Annotated in this window: 17 protein-coding genes; 14 read left to right on the top strand and 3 right to left on the bottom strand. The window is 52.9% G+C overall.

Annotation, left to right across the window (positions count from 1 at the left end; translation table 11 throughout):
* Positions 1-307 precede the first annotated feature (307 nt).
* A complete protein-coding gene (locus tag HAV38_RS17860) occupies positions 308-787 on the bottom strand; it encodes a MarR family winged helix-turn-helix transcriptional regulator (RefSeq protein WP_245182431.1) in 480 nt (159 codons plus the stop codon).
* Positions 788-982: 195 nt separating this feature from the next.
* Between HAV38_RS17860 and HAV38_RS17855 the strand changes: the two genes are divergently transcribed.
* From HAV38_RS17855 to HAV38_RS17845, 3 genes are all read left to right on the top strand, one after another.
* Positions 983-1,339: a CzcE family metal-binding protein gene (locus HAV38_RS17855; protein ID WP_168056735.1), complete on the top strand. Its 357-nt coding sequence runs from the start codon at positions 983-985 to the stop codon at positions 1,337-1,339.
* A gap of 498 nt (positions 1,340-1,837) precedes the next feature.
* Entirely contained in the window at positions 1,838-2,836 is a 999-nt protein-coding gene (locus HAV38_RS17850; protein ID WP_168056734.1) for a Bug family tripartite tricarboxylate transporter substrate binding protein, read from the top strand.
* Positions 2,837-2,941: 105 nt separating this feature from the next.
* Complete coding sequence (locus HAV38_RS17845) at positions 2,942-4,078, top strand: nitronate monooxygenase (RefSeq protein WP_168056733.1); 1,137 nt, start codon at positions 2,942-2,944, stop codon at positions 4,076-4,078.
* A 51-nt stretch (positions 4,079-4,129) separates the two neighbouring features.
* Here HAV38_RS17845 and HAV38_RS17840 read toward each other — a convergent pair whose 3' ends face one another.
* Positions 4,130-4,900 (bottom strand): hypothetical protein, encoded by a 771-nt coding sequence (locus HAV38_RS17840; protein WP_168056732.1) that lies wholly within the window; start codon positions 4,898-4,900, stop codon positions 4,130-4,132.
* 299 nt (positions 4,901-5,199) lie between these two features.
* On the opposite strand from HAV38_RS17840, the gene HAV38_RS17835 reads away from it, so the two are divergent.
* The 9 genes from HAV38_RS17835 (at position 5,200) to HAV38_RS17795 (ending at position 15,567) form a co-directional block, all read left to right on the top strand.
* Entirely contained in the window at positions 5,200-6,177 is a 978-nt protein-coding gene (locus HAV38_RS17835; protein ID WP_168056731.1) for an alpha/beta hydrolase, read from the top strand.
* 12 nt (positions 6,178-6,189) lie between these two features.
* Positions 6,190-7,854: a flavin-containing monooxygenase gene (locus HAV38_RS17830; RefSeq protein ID WP_168056730.1), complete on the top strand. Its 1,665-nt coding sequence runs from the start codon at positions 6,190-6,192 to the stop codon at positions 7,852-7,854.
* A gap of 122 nt (positions 7,855-7,976) precedes the next feature.
* The gene (locus HAV38_RS17825) at positions 7,977-8,708 is read left to right on the top strand and encodes an SDR family NAD(P)-dependent oxidoreductase (protein WP_168056729.1); all 732 of its coding nucleotides are present in this window, start codon (positions 7,977-7,979) and stop codon (positions 8,706-8,708) included.
* Between the two features lie 357 nt (positions 8,709-9,065).
* Positions 9,066-10,295 carry an ABC transporter substrate-binding protein gene (locus tag HAV38_RS17820; protein ID WP_168056728.1) on the top strand — a complete coding sequence of 410 codons (1,230 nt, stop codon included), beginning with the start codon at positions 9,066-9,068 and terminating at the stop codon, positions 10,293-10,295.
* Position 10,296: 1 nt separating this feature from the next.
* Complete coding sequence (locus HAV38_RS17815; RefSeq protein ID WP_168056727.1) at positions 10,297-11,163, top strand: branched-chain amino acid ABC transporter permease; 867 nt, start codon at positions 10,297-10,299, stop codon at positions 11,161-11,163.
* 4 nt (positions 11,164-11,167) lie between these two features.
* On the top strand, positions 11,168-12,298 hold the full coding sequence (locus HAV38_RS17810) for a branched-chain amino acid ABC transporter permease (protein WP_168056726.1): 1,131 nt from the start codon (positions 11,168-11,170) through the stop codon (positions 12,296-12,298).
* Complete coding sequence (locus HAV38_RS17805; protein ID WP_168056725.1) at positions 12,289-13,044, top strand: ABC transporter ATP-binding protein; 756 nt, start codon at positions 12,289-12,291, stop codon at positions 13,042-13,044. The genes HAV38_RS17810 and HAV38_RS17805 overlap by 10 nt, the downstream gene beginning before the upstream one ends.
* Complete coding sequence (locus HAV38_RS17800; protein WP_168056724.1) at positions 13,041-13,805, top strand: ABC transporter ATP-binding protein; 765 nt, start codon at positions 13,041-13,043, stop codon at positions 13,803-13,805. Before HAV38_RS17805 ends, HAV38_RS17800 begins: the two co-directional genes overlap by 4 nt.
* 121 nt (positions 13,806-13,926) lie before the next feature.
* Complete coding sequence (locus HAV38_RS17795; protein ID WP_168056723.1) at positions 13,927-15,567, top strand: flavin-containing monooxygenase; 1,641 nt, start codon at positions 13,927-13,929, stop codon at positions 15,565-15,567.
* A 74-nt stretch (positions 15,568-15,641) separates the two neighbouring features.
* Here the strand turns inward: HAV38_RS17795 and HAV38_RS17790 are convergent, their stop codons facing one another.
* Complete coding sequence (locus HAV38_RS17790) at positions 15,642-16,418, bottom strand: SDR family NAD(P)-dependent oxidoreductase (RefSeq protein ID WP_245182430.1); 777 nt, start codon at positions 16,416-16,418, stop codon at positions 15,642-15,644.
* A 465-nt stretch (positions 16,419-16,883) separates the two neighbouring features.
* Between HAV38_RS17790 and HAV38_RS17785 the strand changes: the two genes are divergently transcribed.
* On the top strand, positions 16,884-18,161 hold the full coding sequence (locus tag HAV38_RS17785) for an ABC transporter substrate-binding protein (protein WP_168056722.1): 1,278 nt from the start codon (positions 16,884-16,886) through the stop codon (positions 18,159-18,161).
* A gap of 317 nt (positions 18,162-18,478) precedes the next feature.
* Positions 18,479-19,255 carry an IclR family transcriptional regulator gene (locus HAV38_RS17780; RefSeq protein ID WP_168056721.1) on the top strand — a complete coding sequence of 259 codons (777 nt, stop codon included), beginning with the start codon at positions 18,479-18,481 and terminating at the stop codon, positions 19,253-19,255.
* The last annotated feature ends 20 nt before the right edge of the window (positions 19,256-19,275 follow it).

Genomic DNA, 19,275 nt, shown 5'->3' with positions numbered 1-19,275 from the left:
ACATGTATGCCAATAATTCCCGCCTGATGTCTAAAACACCTGGTAGCGCCGATGGCGGGTAGGTCAGGGGCCACTCCCGGCCAGCATCCACGGAGCACTAACCATTTTAGCTATCGACCAACCGAACCAACCGAACGAACCAGCACGGCTCACCGCCGTCGCCACTCCATTCACATCCATAATTTAATATTACCGCATCGTCTCGTATCGGGCCATGCGCTGGCTAACGATCAGCGTCACTCCCGATGCTGCGATGCAGTGTTGACTGGCTGGCCCGCAGGCCCTCTCCACACCGCACATCGCAACTTCAAACCTCGGACCCTTTCGTGCGCTCCGTGATACTTCCCAATGCACCAGCTAAACCGTCAAATACGCGGAGGCAAGCAGCGATGTCTGCGGTATCGACGTGCGCAAACAGTTGGCGTCGAAACGGCAGCAAGGCTGCTTCTAGCTGTAGCACCCGACAACTCCCTTCGTCGGTAAGGTACAGCAATTTCGCACGGCGGTCGGTAAGGTCTTCACGTCGCTCGACTAGTTTAGCGGCGATCAAATGATCGATTACGCGAACCACCGACGCTGGGTCTAACCCCAGTGATTCGGCTACGCTTCCGGGGCGGACGCCGTTGCCGAGACGCCCGATCATTACCAACGGCCACGCCGTCGCCTGCGAGAGTCCCAAATTGGAAACACTTTGATCTGCTGCGCATTTGTAGGCGCGACTTAATTGTCCAATGGACATTGTCAGACGCATTAAATCTCGGTCATGTTGATCAACAGTACTGGTCATAGTTGCCCCTAATTTAGTTTTCGTATTAAATATTAACATGCAAAGTAAAAAGTGTATAATTGGTTCTGTCGATTGATTACCAGAATGTCAGCTGGAATACCATAAAGATAAAGCCAATACGCAGGAAAACGAATACTTTCGTCGCACGCGACTGGCGCTATCAGATTCGACACCATCAACCTTAAGGAGTACGTTATGTCCCAATTCAAAACCCCCGGCGTTACCGCTACCAATCTTCGTGGTGCGTTGATCGCATCTACATTTGCCCTCGTTTGCGCGTCAGCTGTCGCGGGCCCGATACCACTCAGTTTTTTGGGTGATCCGGGGCTAGCTAACGGTGCGACACAAACCATCAATATCCAGCCCGGTACCAAGTATGTCAATGTCACCAGCGGGCAAACGATTCACTTCGTTTCAGGTGAGAAGTCATTCACATGGACCTTCGATGTTGGCAGCAATGTATATTCATTCGACTTGAACCGTGTCGCTCCTGCCAATGCCTTGAGCCAACCGGTAACAGTGTACGTAGCCAAAGACCCTACCACGATTTGATGGCCTCCTCATGCCAAACGCACCGCGGCGATGCGGCTGTGGTGCGCCTGCATCAACTGTTTTACACGTGTCGTGGATATATAAGTGACGCAGCGATCCATGAATTGCTGCTCCTTATTCAGTAATCAGTCCGCTTGACGCTTCGGGTATTTAACTACTCGCTCTCATCGTGCTTACCGTTTTAATCAGTTCCGAATCTTCCAGCATTTAGTTTTACTCCCATCCGTATTGCACTTCCGTCAGCGCATTAAAACCCCCACCTTACTATCCGACCTGCGAACGTAAATAATGTTCAGCTTTGTTTTCATGCGTAGGCGCATTCCCTTTTTAGAGGCCACGGCAGGCGCATAAATAAACCCCTCTTTTTTGCGTACGTGGTATTATTTTCGAGATAGAGAATAAAAATTCGAAAATACGAATAAATCCTTCCTAAGCATCGGCCGATCACCCATCACTCGCAACGGCGACTACGTTTCCATCGCCATAGGTAAAACATTCATGACAGATACTAAGCTCGCATCGTTACAGCGCCGTCGTCTGATTCAAAGCGCGGCAGTAGCTTTTCCTGGTTTGTTATTAGGTGTTGGTCCGGCGCTGGCGCGCTCTCCCGATGCGCTGATTAAAATCCTCGTCGGTTTTCCGCCGGGCGGGTCGGGCGATACTTTTGCGCGAATTTTCGGCAGTGCTTTGCGAGAAGAGATGGGCAATTCGATCGTGATTGACAACAAGCCGGGCGCGGGTGGGATGACAGTTGCGCTGGTATTTCTGCGTGCGGCAAAGGACGGCAGCGAACTGATGCTGGCAACCGGATCAACTGCCATTTCGGCACCGATTTCGCATGCCAAGCCACCCTATAATGCCGTCACTGATTTTCAGTGGCTCGGTTTGCTGAGCAACGCACCATTTGTGATTGCGGTTAATCCATCACTACCGGTAACCGACCTTAAGGGGCTGGTAGCCTATGCAAAGGCGCATCCAAATAAGCTTTCCTACGGTCATGCCGGGCTTGGTACCACCGTGCATCTGGCTGCGGAGCTATTTAAATCGATGGCAGGCATTGACGTTGCCGATATCGCCTATAACGGTAGTGCTGGTGCAATCGTCGGCGCGCTCTCTGGCGAGGTGCAGTTTGTGGTTGAAACGTCGGGCACTTTGCTGCCGTATCACAAGTCTGGCAAGCTACGCATCATCACCTCAATGGCTGAAGTGCGTGAAAAAAATATCCCGAATATTCCGACAGCGCGTGAGGCTGGCTATGATTTATTGGCGGGTACGGCGAATTTGCTCGCTGCGCCGTTAGGCACCCCGCAGAGCGTGATAGAGCCGATATCACTGGCAATTGGTCGCGCCATGGCGCGCCCCAAATTGCAGGCACAACTACTGCAATTAGGTATCGAACCGGTATTAAAAACCAGTCCCGCGCAAGCCCAGGCATTTGTTGCTGCTGAAGTAGCGCGCTGGACCCCGCTCGTTAAAAAGCTAGGCATCGCTTTGTAATTACGCCATCCCCCGACTGCGATGAACGCGCATGCCAACCGCGACGCGCGCGTCCCGGATCGGTAGTGTTAGCCGTCCCGAATTCTGTCTCTTCCAGGAAAAACCATGCGCACCCCTATTTGTATCAAACTCGGCTGTGAGCTGCCGATCTTTGCTTTTTCCCACTGTCGAGACGTTGTGGTGGAAGTCACCAAAGCGGGCGGTTTCGGCGTGCTTGGCGCATCTACTTTTTCGCCTGAACAGTTGGAAACCGAATTGTGCTGGATTGACGAACATGTTGCAGGACGGCCGTATGGCGTTGATGTCATTATTCCGACACGCTATGACAAGCAATCGGAAGCGAGTACGGAGCATCTGGAGGCGTTGATACCGGATGAACATCGCGCTTTTATGGATAAGTTACTGGACGACGCGGGTGTGCCGCCGCTACCCGCCGATGAGCGCGAACGGATCCACGCCGCTATCGTCAATGGTCGTGGCAACATGACGCCCGACGGCGCACGTCGTCTGTTACGTGTCGCCCTCAACCATCCACAAGTGAAGTTAGTCGTGAGCGCGCTAGGTTCGCCGCCGCCCGATGTCGTCGTGGAACTGCGTGAGCGCAATGTCATGGTCGGCGCTATGTGCGGCAAGGGCGAACACGCTGCGCGTCACCGTGCTGCGGGCGTCCAGTTGATCGTCGCACAAGGTACTGAAGCGGGTGGACACACAGGTGATATCGCTACTATGGTGCTGGTGCCGCAGGTTGTTGAAGCTTGCGGAGACGAGGTCGCCGTGCTGGCTGCGGGCGGCATCGCCAAAGGAAGTCAGATCGCTGCGGCGTTGGCCTTAGGTGCGCAGGGCGTCTGGTGCGGCAGTGTCTGGCTCGGCACCCGTGAAAGTGAGCTGGATCCGTTTGAAAAGGAAGTCTTGTTCGAGACCCGCACCGAAGATGCAGTACGTCGCCGCGCGCGTACCGGTAAGCCGGTCAGGATGATTAAGAGTCTGTTGTCCGAAGCATGGGAGCAACCCGGTGCGCCGGCCTACTTGCCAACGCCGTTGCAAGGCATCCTGTACAACGAAGCGCATGCCCGTGTGGTACGGGCTAAACGCAAAGACTTGTATTCGTTTCCGGTCGGGCAAGTAGTCGGAATGATCAATGAAGAAAGCTCTGTACGCGACGTCATGTACCGCTTGCAATTGGAATATCTTGATGCCATTGAGCGGTTGCGCCAACTTAGTCCTGCTGAATCAGAGGACTAAGCGCACTTAATAAGCCGAGCAGAAGCCGAGCATAAGCCGATCAAAAGCCGATCACATGGCAGTCTCAGCCGTGTCGGTTGGCACCATTGCGCTAGCGGGAAATTGCAAGACGATCAATTCGGCCCCCGTTGCAACCGCTTGCAGATCAAGGGCTTGATTGGAATTTTTTACTGACGAGGAATAGAGGGATCCCAGTGCCGCCAAGGAGACGTCACCGATCTTTAGCTCACCTTCTGTAACGACATAAAAACGCCCGCCGTTATTGTCGGCGCAGGCTGGCGTCACGGCCTTTTGGCCTGGTGGTATTCGTATTAACCAGGCCGCCAGCCCGCTCTCCGTTAAAGGTATTAATACTTCTTCGACTACGTGCTCCAGCGTCATTAATGGCTGGGCCATCGCTTCTGCGCTGGGCGCTGCGTGAAGCTGCTGTTTTTTAATACGCAGCGGCAAATGCGGACGTGATTCAGGCAGATACCATGCGCCCGTGTCGCTGATAAGGCGCAATGTCAGATAAGCGAGGCCATCCGGACCCGATTGCAACGGCCCATAGGCGGAGTAGGGCGATGCATAATGTACTTCTAGCTTCCTGACGCCGTGCTTGCCCAGTGATCCGGTGCCGCTGACAAATAGCTGAAATTGGTGTTGCGTATGGAAATGCGTCGGCAGCGTCCAGTTCGGCGTCTGTTCAACCAGATAAGCTTGCGGTCGTGGCCAGGCATCGTCATCGCTAACGATAAGATCAGTGATAAAGCCAACGAACTGCGGCGTATCGCGCCGTCTCCGTCCCGCTGTAGCTTGCGCCAATGTTTGCATGTGAATCAAGTCAACACCTCTTTTGAATAAACTCGCTTGAGAGAATTGCATTTCGAATTAACGAAACATTTTTCGAATTTAAAGTATAGTTATCGGCATTCGTTACGTCAACATCGCTGCCGTTATGCGCTATGCGCTAAGTACATGGACAAGCGATAAATGACAAATCGATAAACGACTAAGCGAAATCCGAGCGCGAACCGCAGTGACCGCGGTTAATACGGTATGGTGGTGTTGGTGACCCTGGTTGTGCCATTTCTGTCACGCGCTACCTTAATTTAACGTTATTTTTTAAAGAGCGAGCATTCATGCCAACATTTGACCCTGAAGTTGAACGACTGATTGCATTAGCACGTGCAGCGGGGCGTCAACCGTTCGAAGCGTTATCGCCCGAGGAAGCGCGGGCCGCCTACTCGGCCAATCGGGACCTCCTGCAACCGCCTGCCGTGGACGTCGCATCAGCGTGCGATATCGATATAGCCGGGGAGGGTGGAAATCTGCGCTTGCGCGTCTATCGTCCATTGCCCAGTCAGCCCAACGAAGTGCTCCCTTGTCTGCTGTTTTTGCATGGCGGCGGCTGGGTGATTGGTGACATTGAAAGTCATGACCGTTTATGCCGACGTTTGGCCAATGCAGCGCGGGTGTGTGTAGTTGCGGTTGATTACCGGCTGGCACCCGAGCATCGCTATCCTGCCGCCCTAGATGATGCTGCGACGGCGTTGCGTTGGATTAGCGCTAATGCGGTGGAGCTTGCCATTGCACCGGACCGAATCGGCGTCGGTGGTGACAGCGCGGGCGGTAACCTCGCCGCCGTCCTGGCATTAATGGCGCGTGACGGAAGTGCGCCGCCGGTGGCGTATCAAGCGTTGATTTATCCCGCTGTAGATCTGGTTGCAGACAGCAAGTCCTATCAGACCGTAACGTCCGGCGTACTGCTGACCGCAGCAACCATGCATTATTTTATCGAGCATTACACACCCGACGTGAAAGATCGCCTTGACTGGCGAGCATCGCCGTTGCGCGCCGCAAGCTTGTCCGGTACCGCTCCCGCCTTAGTGGTCACCGTGAGCAACGATCCTTTATGTGATGAAGGCCAGGCTTACGCGCGCAAACTCGAAAGTGATGGCGTGCGCGTTACAGCGTTGCACCTGTCGGACCAAATTCACGGCATGCTCTTAATGGGCAAGCTGTTAGCCGCCAGTAATACCGTTGTTGATTTCCTGGGTGCCAGTATCGGTGCTGCCCTGCACGCACCGTTACCCGCTCCGGGTATTGCACCTCAATAGAAAGAGATTCACATGATTAGTTCTGCCAGCGTTCCTGCTATCAAGGATAGGGTTGTTGATGTGGTCGTGATTGGTGCCGGTTTTGCCGGTCTGTATATGTTGTATCGCCTGCGTCAGCTTGGTTTGACGACCCGCGTGTGCGAGGCGGGTAAGGGGGTCGGCGGAACCTGGTATTGGAACCGCTATCCGGGTGCTCGTTGTGACGTCGAAAGCATGCAGTACTCTTACTCTTTTTCGGAAGCCTTACAACAAGAATGGCAATGGACCGAGCGTTATCCCAAGCAAGACGAGATACTGCGCTACATCAACCATGTGGCGGATCGCTTCGCTTTGCGCAGCGATATCGCATTCGACACGAAGGTCATAAGTGCTGTCTACAACGACGATGCTGCGGTGGCGGCTAGTGCTGATAGCCATCGTTGGACAGTGACCACCGATCAGGGTGAAACGTTCAAGGCGCATTATGTTATTTCCGCAGCGGGTTGCCTCTCTGCGGCCAGAATGCCGGAACTTCCTGGACTCGAAAATTTCAAGGGTAAGTGTTACCACACCGGAAATTGGCCGCACACGCCGGTGGACTTTACAGGACAACGGGTGGGAGTCGTGGGCACGGGTTCCTCGGGCGTTCAAACCATCCCGGTCATTGCGGAACAGGCCAGCGAATTAGTGGTTTTTCAACGGACACCCAATTTTAGTATTCCTGCATGGAATCGGCCGCTGAAGGATGAAGAACAGCAATTATGGAAAGACGATTACACTGCGCATCGTGAAAAAGCGCGACAGACCCGCTCCGGCATTTTGTATGAATACAGTACCCGCGCCGCCAGCGACGTCCCCGATGCTGAACGCCAACTGGAATATGAGCGCCGTTGGTTGCGCGGTGGGGCCAACTACACGCACGCCTTTAACGATATTTATACCAATCGTGACTCGAACGATAGCGCAGCACAATTCGTACGCAATAAGATTCACGCCACTGTCGCCGACCCTGCTCTGGCGGCGCTGCTGGCGCCGACTGACCATGCGATAGGCACCAAACGCATTTGCGTCGATACCAATTATTACCAGACTTATAACCAGTCTCATGTCAGTCTGGTGGATATCCGTGCGTCGCCAATTGAGGAGATCGTGCCAGAAGGGATTCGTACCGGCACCGCCACTTACGCATTGGATAGTATTGTGTTCGCCACCGGTTATGACGCAATCACCGGCGCACTTGACCGGATCGATATTCGCGGTAAAGATGGCATCGCTCTCAAAGATAAATGGTCTGATGGACCGCGTACTTATCTCGGCCTGATGACGGCTGGTTTCCCGAATTTATTTTTTATTACCGGTCCTGGCAGCCCGTCGATTTTGACTAATGTCATCGTGTCTATCGAGCAGCATGTGAACTGGATCGCTGACTGCCTGGCGTCCATGCAAGAGAAAAATTTTAGCACTGCCGAAGCATTGCTCAGCGCCGAAAACGAATGGGTTGCGCACGTCAACGAAGTGGCCGCAAAAACCCTGTTCCCGACCACCAAGTCATGGTTCATGGGCGCGAATATTCCGGGCAAGCCGCAAGTTTTTCTGCCTTATGCAGGCGGTCTGGGTAATTACACCGTGATTTGTGAGGAGATCGTCGCCGCATCGTATCGGGGCTTCACCTTTGACGCGGATCAGGAGCAACGCTAGCTGTCGATCAGCAGCAATCAATGACCAAACGTCCGTGCGATTAGGGACGATACATGTTGTCAACCACCAACACGCGTATGCAGCAGGGCAGCATCGCGCAGTTTAATACTTAAGGATGAGATATGACGCGATTTACCGATAGAGTATTTTTAATTTCAGGTGGTGCGCGCGGGATAGGAACCGCGCAGGCACGGTTTCTGGTAGCAGAAGGCGCTCGTGTAGTCATCGCCGATGTACTGATAGAGGAGGGTAACAAGCTTGCGCAAGAATTGGGCGATGCCTGTATTTTTCAGCCTCTCGACGTCACTTCCGAAGCGCAATGGGACGCCGCCGTGCTGGTAGCGCGCGGCATGGGTAAGCTCCATGGATTGGTCAATAACGCGGGCGTGTACACGCCATTGCCATTGACCGAGACTGATACCGCCCAATTCGAAAGGCATATGCGCATCAACCAGTTAGGTACTTTTCTTGGCATGCGCGCCGTCGTTTCCGCCTTTGAAGAAACCGGCAGCGGAACGATCGTCAATATGTCTTCTACGGTTGCGCTGCGTAGCGCGCCTAATTCGATTGCTTACACAGCGAGTAAATGGGCGGTTCGTGGCATGACCAAAGCCGCCGCTCTGGAATTAGCAGACCGTAACATTCGGGTCAACTCAGTCCATCCGGGACCTATCGATACCGACATGCTCAACGTGCGCAGCCGTGAAGAAAACCTGCGGCGTGTGCAGCAAGTGCCAATGAAACGTCTCGGCACCAAAGAAGAAATAGCGAAGCTGGTTTTGTTTCTTTTATCCGACGATAGCTTATACATGACGGGTTCCGAGGTCGCTATAGACGGTGGTGCCTCGCTGTGATGACAAGCTATTTCCTCCGGGAAACTGAAAATAAAAAATCTTGATCCCCAGCATAAATTTTCGTGATAATATTTTCGAAATTAAAGATTTTATTTCGATTATTCGAAATAACTTGGTTTGGTTTTTTATTCGATTGATAAATAAACTATAGTTTTATCAAAAGGGAGGTCGATGGTCCTCCCTGATAGAAAGTGGAACGTACGCAACAGCGCCCCCGCAAGGCGTGCCGACGCAGATAGTACGCCAGTATGGCAAGGAAAGAACAACGCCGTTGGGGCGCTGTTGCGTAAAACCCGATAAATTAAAAAATGACTTGCCTGTAGCCCCGCGCTGCCAGGCGGCACTTCTGGAGACAAAATGAATACACCGCACCGCAGGGCGTTCGCCTCTGCTAGCAAGTTCGTGCTAAGCCTGAGCATGGCGACTGTGGCATTTAGCGCCCATGCTTTTGCTCAGGAAAATGATGGCGTCTACGCAGACCATATCGATTGGGGTGTCATGATGGACATGAGTGGTCCTGCTTCGGCGGCCCAACTGCCATGGGTCAAAGGTTTTCGTGCGTACATGCGCAAGATCAATGACGCCGGTGGAATCCAGGGACGCAAAATCAATGTCCTCGCCGAAGATACGCGCTACGATGCATCGCTTGATCGGGTCGCCTACGACAAGCTGGCTAACCAGACGCCAGTGCTAGGCATTTCCGGTGTTGGTAACTCTAGCGCCCAGGTCGCTTTGGCATCATCGATCCGGCGCGGCAAGGTCCCTGTCGTCGGCACCTATGTCACCACTAAAGCTGCGGTCGAACCGGCATCACCGTTGTTTTATGGCTCCTTTTGTGGGTTCCGGGAAATGGCGCAGGTTGGGGTAGGATTTTTCGCTGATAAATTGAAATTGAAAACGCCGAAAGTTGCCGTCGTCAATCTCGACGTTGCCTCTGGTAAAGAGTATGCAGCGTATATCGATGAGGCTGTATCCCAGCGTGGTGGCAGCTCGCAATCGATCCAGATAAAAGTCGCTGCAGCCGATGCTACCGCACAGGTCTTGGAAATTATCAAGATGAAACCGGATTTCGTTGCAATTCACGGCGTCCCGACGACCGCGATCTTATTGATGCGGGCGATGCAGCAATATGGACTAAATATTCCGACTTTTGCCATTACTTATCTTGGTACACCAGGCGTGTATGAAGCGCTCGGTCCTAAGACCGGCAGTAACTATTATTTTGTAAGCTGCTTTACGCCAGCGGATATCGACGAGTCTCCTGCAATCAAGGAAATGGCGATGCTTGCAGATAAATATGGCAACGGCAACTTAAAGAATGATGGCAATTATGTCGCGGGATGGGTGGTGGGCCAATTGGCAGCAGAATCTATCGCCAAAGCCGGTGCCGAGCCAACCCGGGCCGGACTGGTCGCCGCGCTCGCTAAAGGCTTTGAAGTCGATACGCACGGGGTGTCGTCTCCACTCAAATATACCAGTGACAATCATCTGGGCCTGGTTCTGCTGAGACCATATAACTACGACTACGATACCAAGCGCTTTAAAGCGTATGGTAACTATAGCGACTATCAAAAGTACGTCAAATAATATGCTGACCCAAATCCTTTTCAGTGGTCTCGCCTTAGGAAGTATCTATGGCCTCGTAGCGCTTGGTTTTGCGGTTATTTTCAAGGCCACTGGCGTATTCAATTTTGCCCAAGGGATGCTAGTGGTATGCGGCGCGTATCTTGCCGTTACCGCTAGCTCACAACTCGGTTTACCTTTTCCGTTCGCCATTGTCTTCATCATCGTTGCCGCCGCGCTGCTTGGTGCGGTGATTCATGCGTTGCTGATCCGCCCTCTGGCGGGACGCCCATTGTTGCCTGTCATCATGATCACGATTGCGTTGGCGATTGTCCTGCGCGCCGTGATCGAATTGATCTACGGGCCGCAAGCGCGGGCATTGACTACGCCTTTACCAACCGGCAGTTTTGTCATTGGTGGTGTGCGTATTTCGGAATTGCATTTGACTGCAGCACTAGTGTGCTGGGCCTGCATGGGTGGGGTCGGTGCATTTTTTAAATTTACCTCGGCCGGACTGTTAATGCGGGCGACCGCAGACAGCCATGAAGCGGCGCTGGTATCGGGCATCAATGTCAATCGTATCAATGCGTTTGCCTGGGCTATCGGTAGCGTGCTGGCAGCAATCGGCGGCGTCTTCCTAGGTCAGCTACAAGTCGCAACGGTAGACCTTGAAACCATCGGCTTATTAGCACTGCCAGCGGTGGTTATTGGTGGCTTGCAAAGTATCCCCGGTGCGATTGTAGGTGGTTTGCTGGTCGGTTTGATTGAACAGCTGGCCTCGGGTTATATCTCACCCAAAGCGCGCGACATTTTGATTTATGCGCCCTTGCTGATGATTCTGATGGTGCGTCCGTGGGGCTTGTTTGGCCAACGCGAGCTGGGACGGGTGTAACGCGATGACCTCTACTACACCTTCCACGCCAGCGATGACATCGGTGGTAGTTCCGCTGATACCAACACCGATTTTCCCTTGGGGCTGGCGCCGTGTCCTTACCGTGATCGCAGTCATTGCGGTCCTGTGCTATTTGCCAGTCGTACTGGATCAGCGGGCGATATTTGGTTACCGACTGTCCAACCTGCAATTGCTGAATATTGGCATGACCCAGATTAATCTGACGTTGATCGCGATTCTGGGCGCTCTCTCGTTGAATTATCTGACCGGTTGCGCTGGTTTGATTTCCATCGGCCATGGTGCTTTTTACGCCGTTGGCGCGATGGCCGCCGCGGTCACTGGTACGCAATGGGGCTGGCCGTTTCCGTTAGTGCTGGTCGCCGCTGCCATTGCGGGTGCCGGGGCAGGTGTTATTGCAGGCTTGCCTTCGCTACGCGTGCGCGGTTTGTACTTTGTACTCTCCACGCTGGCGCTGCACTTTATCGTCGTCTTTCTGCTGTCTGAGTATCAGTATAAATTTTTCGATGTTGTGGGCATACCTTTTAATGAAGCACGGGTAGGGCCATTTGCGCTCGACTCGTCGATGCGCTGGTATTTCTTTTTATTGCCTTTGGTTGCCGTAGTTTATTTATGCTTGCGCAATACCATGCGTTCCCGCGAAGGCCGAGCGTTGATGGCAATGCGCGACCACGAACTGGCTGCCACCGCTGCAGGTATCGATGTGCGTATTTTGCGCCTGAAGGCGTTCGCCTTCAGCTCTGCCATCGCTGCGATGGCGGGCGCGGTCTACGCGTATTACATGACCAACGTAAATGCTGAATTTTTTAGCATCAATTTTGCGATTCAATTCATCGCGATGATCATCATTGGTGGTATGGGTTCTCTGGCCGGTTCTGTGGCCGGTGCGGCGATCTGGTTGTTATTGCCTGCGGTAATCAGTGGTTTTGCCACCCACGCCGGAACCTCGGCAGGGCCGATCGGCCAGTTCCTGTTAAATAGCAAACCACAATTAGTTAATCTGACTTTTGGCTTACTGGTGGTCGTTTTGCTGATTTTTGCCCCTGGCGGCATGGCTGGCCTGGGCATGCAGTTACGCAAGCGTTTTTCTATCTGGCGGAGTGCGGTATGGAAATAATGTTAAATGTAGAAAACCTATCAGTGGCCTATGCCCGAAAAGGACTAGCACTCGATGGCGTTAGCTTGCAGTTGCCAGCGGGGCGAATCGTCGCTTTACTGGGTGCAAACGGCGCTGGCAAGACCACATTGATTCGTGCCATCACAGGATTACTTGCAGTGCATGGCGGCGGCGTAACTGCAGGTAGTGTTAATTTTAACGGCACAGAGATTTTAGGTTTGCCGCCACACCGGCTGGTGCGTCTGGGCATGGCGCAAGTACCGGAAGGACGCTTGGTGTTCAAGCAATTGACCGTTGAAGAAAACCTGCAGGTCGGCGCTGCAATACTGCCCCGTGCAGCGGTGCAAGAGCGGATGGAAGCGGTATACCAGTTATTCCCGCGCTTGCTGGAAAGGCGTCGACAAGCTGCGGGTTGGCTGTCAGGCGGCGAACAGCAAATGCTGGCATTAGGCCGTGCGCTGGTGGCCGGGCCGCGCTTGCTTCTCGTTGATGAGTTGTCGCTGGGGTTGGCACCGTTGATAGTGGAAAGTATTTACGAGCAATTGAAAATTGTCGGTGACACCCTGGGTACATCCATGCTAGTGGTAGAACAAAATGCGCGTCTGGCGCTTGAATTTGCCAGCACCGCTTATGTATTGGAGCGAGGTCGCATTGTGCTTTCCGGTAGTGCCACCGAAGTCGGCGCCAGTGATCTGGTGCGCCAATCTTACCTTGGCAGCCAGCGTGCTGATGAGGTTCTCGCATGAGTGCAGTCCTGCTAAATATAGAATCGTTACAAATGCGGTTTCAAGGGTTAAGTGCGTTGGATAACGTGTCTTTTACCGCGCATGCGGGAGAGATCACGTCCTTGATCGGCCCCAACGGTGCGGGTAAAACTACGTTATTTAATTGTGTCACTGGCATGTATCGCCCGACTGCGGGTCGCGTGGACTTTGATGGTGCTGACATTACCGGCAAGGCCGCGCATGAAGTGTCACGCCATGGCGTCGCGCGGACCTTCCAAAATCTGGCATTGTTTGGCGGCTTGACGGTAATGGACAATCTGCTGGTCGGCGCGTATCGACAAGGTTCATCCGGCTTGCTGCAAGGCGCGGTGAGAAGCGGAAAGGCGCGTGCGGAACAGCGTAATGCGTTGGTGGCGGCAACTGAAGTACTGGAATTTTTAGGCATGCCGGATATCGCCGACGTGCTACCGGGCGAACTTCCTTACGGCCGTCAAAAACAAGTAGAGTTTGCGCGGGCGTTAATGCAAAAGGCGCGTCTGGTATTGCTCGACGAGCCGATGGCGGGCATGAGTAGCGCGGAAAAAAGCGCGATGACCGAATTGATCTTGCGCGTGCGAGACGAGTTCGGTGTGAGTTTCCTGATCGTTGAACACGACATTCCGGTCATTATGGATATCTCTGACAAGATCGTGGTGCTCGATTTTGGCCGCAAGATTGCGCAAGGTACCCCGCGCGAAGTGCAGGCTGATCCAGTGGTCATCAAAGCGTATTTGGGGACCTAATGTTTTGGGTCGCTCATTCTGTAACTAGCGATTACGTCTGAACTGCAATGAATGCTGCCCGGATATAACTGAGGCCTAGCGTTGGTGTATAGCGATTTTCATTCCCCTAAAGAAAGAAATAATGTCAGATTTTCAGTCACTGAAACCCATCAACGCAGCCGCTGGCGCCTATGATGTAATTATCATCGGGGCCGGTTTCGCCGGGCTTCATATGCTACATCGGGTACGGGCGATGGGCTTGACCGCCAGAGTATTTGAGGCCGCGGACGATGTTGGCGGCGTCTGGCACTGGAACCGATATCCCGGCGCACGCTGCGATGTTGAAAGCCTGCAATACTCTTATTCGTTTTCTTCCGAGTTGGAACAAGAATGGGTCTGGACCGAGAAATACGCAGCCCAACCAGAAATTTTACGTTACATCAAACACGTAGCGGAGCGCTTTGATTTGCGACGCGATATAACTTTTAATACCCGCGTCGCTACAGCCACCTTTGATGAAGGCACCGCCCGATGGCAATTAGTGACGGATACTCATAATTCAGTCTCCGGACGCTTCTGCGTGATGGCCAGTGGGTCTTTGTCGGCGACCCGATTGCCGGATATTCCAGGTCTGGAAAATTTTTCAGGCGAGATTTACCACACCGGCGCATGGCCGCATGAGGGCGTAGATTTTGGCGGCAAGCGCGTGGGCGTGATTGGTACTGGTTCTTCCGGGATTCAGGCTATTCCGGCGCTGGCCAAACAAGCAGAAAAGCTGGTGGTATTTCAGCGCACCGCCAATTTCTCCATTCCGGGCTGGAACGAGGCGCTTAAGCCCGAGGTTCAACAGCAGTGGAAGAGTGAATACCACGAACATCGCAGCCGTGCGCGTCAGGTTGGCACGTTGTATGAATTTTCAGACAAGGCCGCTTTGCAGGTCACGGACGAACAGCGCACGCACGAATATCAGCGTCGCTGGGATAAAGGAGGCGTCAATTTCGTCCATGCTTTTAACGATTTAATGGTCGACAAGAACGCCAACGATACCATCGCCGATTTTGTCCGGGGGAAAATTCGACGCACCGTCGAAGACCCCACAGTAGCCGACATGTTGTGTCCCATCGATCACCCGCTAGGGACCAAACGCATTTGCGTCGATACCGGCTACTACGAAACCTACAATCGCCCCAACGTCAAGTTGGTCGATCTAAAGCAGACGCCGATCACCGCCGTCAGCGCTACGGGCGTGCATTGCGGCGCTAGCGAGTACCCGCTTGACGCGCTAGTGTGTGCGACAGGTTACGATGCATTGACGGGAGCGTTGCTGAATATCGACATCCGCGGCCGCAATGGCTTGTCGCTGGTTGATAAATGGGCAGCCGGACCGCGTACCTATCTGGGTTTGATGACCGCGGGTTTCCCTAATATGTTCATCATCACCGGGGCCGGTAGCCCATCGGTACTGGTCAATATGGTGGTCGGCATCGAGCAGCATGTCGAATGGATAGGTGATTGCATTTCTTACCTGGCGCAACGTGAGTTGACCAGCATTGAGGCAGGCGAGGAAGCGGAGCAACATTGGGTTGAGCATGTCAATGCAGCAGCCAATAAGACGCTATTCCCACTGGCTAATTCATGGTTTTTGGGTGCAAACATCCCGGGTAAACCCCGAGTATTCATGCCTTATGTGGCAAAAATCGGTGTCTATCGTAAAGAATGTACTGATATCGCAGAGGATGATTATCGCGGATTTATTCTGACCCCGGTCCCGGCTTTAGATTAAAGAAGCGAGGGACAGGGTGGATGTATAGAGTAAGTTGAAGCCCGCCAGATCAGGCGGGCGAACTTCATGGACAGTTATCCGGCCAGGAAACCGCCATCAACTGGAAGCGTGACGCCGGTAATATAGCTAGCCATGTCAGAAGCTAGAAAAACGACCGGTCCAACCAGCTCTTCGGCCTGACCGACGCGTGCCATTGGCGTGCGGAGCATAAACTTATTAATTATTGCTGGCGTGCCCCGGGTGTCTACCGTCATCGCTGTTTCAATGACCCCCGGCGCAATAGCATTTACCCGAATACCATCTTTGCCCAACTCTATCGCCAGAGACTGCGTCAGTAGTTTGATAGCACCTTTAGACGGCGAGTACCCCATACTGCCAGGTTGACCAGCGAAGGCGGCAATCGACGCAATATTAATGATCGATCCTTTGGTAGCGCGCAATGCCGGCAGCAACGCATGCGTAATGTTGAACGCGCCGTTCAGATTCACATCCATCATGCGCTGGAGATTGGCATGCACACGTGGACTATCGATTCCCTCACGGATCAGGATACCGGCGTTATTGACCAACACATCTACCTGCCCAATTTCGGCGCTGATTGTTTTTGCGAGCGCTTCACAGGCGTCCACTGACGTGACGTCAAGAACGTGCGCCCAGGCTTCACCGCCAGCGGCGCGGATCTGGCTTTCCACCTCGGCGATCCCGCTGGCGTTGATATCGGTAATGATGACGCGCGCGCCAGCCTTAGCCAGACCGATTGCAATGGCGCGACCATTGCCCTGACCAGCACCTGTCACTAGCGCCAAACGTTTGGTCAATACTTGTGGTGCCATATTGCTAGAAATGTCCATGCTTGTTTCCTATAGGTTGTGCGCCACATCGAGGTGTGTCTTGCTGCGCAGTGAAGGGCGGTTACCCTTTTGGATGAGTACTCGGGTGATGTCGTAAATTTCCAGATTTCGAAATATAATTTTTATTTACGAAAATATTACCATAGAACCCATAATCTTAAAGGGCCCATGTTGTTGTTGTTGGGACCCAAACCTGCTGTGCAAGTTGCAAGGAAGCTCCTTGCACCACATGCCGTTGCTTCCTATGTTGGCATATATAGTGTGGTTGCCTCAATTCACTGCCGTCACACAGTAAAAATAAAATGATTTAAATCATGTGGAATGACAATTTATATGTAGTATGATTTTCGAAAATAAAAAATAATTTTCAGTATTTCGAATAATAGTGGCTTTGGACTAACCAATACGCTGTCGTCCCTGGCCAGCGCCACTATTTCGATATGGATTTCACACCTCGGAGACAAAATGAATTTTGTAAAACCTAGCGCTAGCGGTATCAACCCTCAATTTTTTAACGCGCGCGTTAGCGCCGGAAGGGTAGCCAAACTGCGTACCCTCGGCGCAGGATTGATATTTGCTGGCATGACGCTCAATGCGCATGCCTTTGATCAACCCAACGACGGCGTCTACACGGATCGAATTGATTGGGGTATCGTCATGGACATGAGCGGTACCGGCGCAGCATCTCAGGTGCCTTGGGTCAGGGGAGTGCAGGCATATATGCGCAAGGTCAACGACGCGGGTGGGATTCGCGGACGCAAGATTAATTTGCTGGTCGAAGATGACCGTTACGATGCCTCGCTAGTCCGGGTCGCTTATGAAAAACTGAATACGCAGACACCGGTTCTCGGCATGTCCGGTATGGGAAATTCCAGTGCTCAGGTCGCGTTAATGCCAACTATTCGCCGTGGCAAGTTACCGGTGGTCGGTACCTTTGCGGTGACCAGAGCCGCGATTGAGCCAGCTACCCCAATGTTCTACAACGGTTATTGTGGATTCAAGCAAATGGCGCAGGTTGGGGTAGGCTATTTTGCCGATAAACTTAAGTTGAAGGGCCTCAAGGTTGCCACCGTGCATATGGATGTTGCCGGGGGCAAAGAGTATGCTGAATATATTGACGCCGAAGTCAAAAAATACGGCGGCTCTTCCAAAGCCTTCCCGGTCGCAGTTGGTGCTGCCGACGTGACCGCGCAGGTGCTGGCCGTTAGCGCAATGAAACCGGACGTTGTGACGGTCTATGGCGTACCGACTCCCACAATTTTGTTTATGCGCACGATGCAGCAATACGGACTAAAGATTCCAACTTTCTCGATTACGCAGTTAGGCACCCCCAATATTTATTCCGCACTCGGTCCTGTCGCTGGTAAAGATTACTACTTTGTCAGTTGCTTTACGCCGGGAGATATTAATGACTCTGCAGGCATTAAGGACATGGATACGGCGGTAGATAAATACGGCTATACCGATTTGAAAAACAACGTTAATTTTGCCGCAGGATGGGTCGTCGGAGAGTTGATCGCCCATGCAATCAACATGGCTGGCGCGGAACCAACGCGTGCTGAACTGGTGAAAGTGATGGACAAAGGGTTTACCGTCGATACAAAAGGCGCATCGTCCCCGCTTACCTATACGACGAACAATCACCTTGGAATGGTGGGATTGCGGCCCTACAGCTATGACTACGATGCCAAACGCTTTAAGGCTTACGGTAGCTATAGTGACTATGACAAATTTGTAAATTAAGACCAAGCAAGATTCAAAGCGAAATTCAAAGCGAGATTCAAAGCGAGAACCCCGGCAAAAACCAAAGCAAATGCCCAGACCCCAGTGGATTGTTAAGCGCTGGGCAGTCTGGCGCTGCCGAGGCCGCTCGGATCGCATCCAATAAAGGCGGGCCTGAGCGGGATTTCTAAAGTGGCTGAAAGGAAGTATAGCATTGGTGAAATATTGCTATAATTAGATTTCGAAATTTCGAAATTGAATTTTAACATCGGTTTATGCTTCCCCCCAGCATTCTCTTGGTTGGAAAATCGGAAGCCCCTATTTAGCGAGGTATTTTTATGAGCCCTGACCGATATCTGCGTACCTTCGATGTACTCGACCTGCTGGTCCGGTTCAAAGAAGGCTTGCGTCTGACCGAAATTAAAGAAGCGTTGGGACTGCCCGTTAGCAGCGTCCACAATATGTTGCAAACCATGGTGGCGGCGGAAGTGCTAACAGTGACCGAAGACTTACGTTATTCGATCGGTCCACGCGTGGTTGGCATCGCGCTCTCGACGGTCGCTTCGCTCGACGTTCGGCCTCTTGCGCGACGTCATTTGCAAGACCTCGCAAAAATCATCGGTGACGATGTCTATCTGGGCATGCACATGGGTCAGCGCGTGTTTTATGTAGACCGTTGCATGGGCACCCAGCGCATCTCGCTGGATATCCGTCTGGGCGAACGTTTGTCCCTGCATTGTACCGCTACCGGTAAGCTGTTCGCCGCTAACGATGAACGACTCGCTTCCCGGGCTTTGGCAGGTCCACTGAAAAAACTCACCGCCAACACCATCACCGATGTGCATGCTCTTGAAGCTGAATATCAGCGCATTCGTACCCAGGGCTACGCCAAGAGTGAAGAGGAAGCCGTCGATGGCGTCATCGGCTATGCCATTCCGATTCGCCATGCCAACGGCGACGTAGCTGCGGCAATCCACGTGTCGGTTATCGGACGCCGTGCAACCAAACCCCATGAACACAAGCTGCTTGAAGCGGCCCGCACCTGCGCCGAACAAGTGGAGCGCAGTCTGGGTCATTACAAATCTTCACCCGCTCTGAGCGTCGTTGCAGGTTAAGGCATAATTGTTCAGAAAAG

Origin of the sequence: Glaciimonas immobilis, assembly GCF_011947285.1 — a bacterium.
Classification (GTDB): Bacteria; Pseudomonadota; Gammaproteobacteria; order Burkholderiales; family Burkholderiaceae_D; genus Glaciimonas; species Glaciimonas immobilis.
This window is presented reverse-complemented; position numbering and strand designations above follow the sequence as displayed.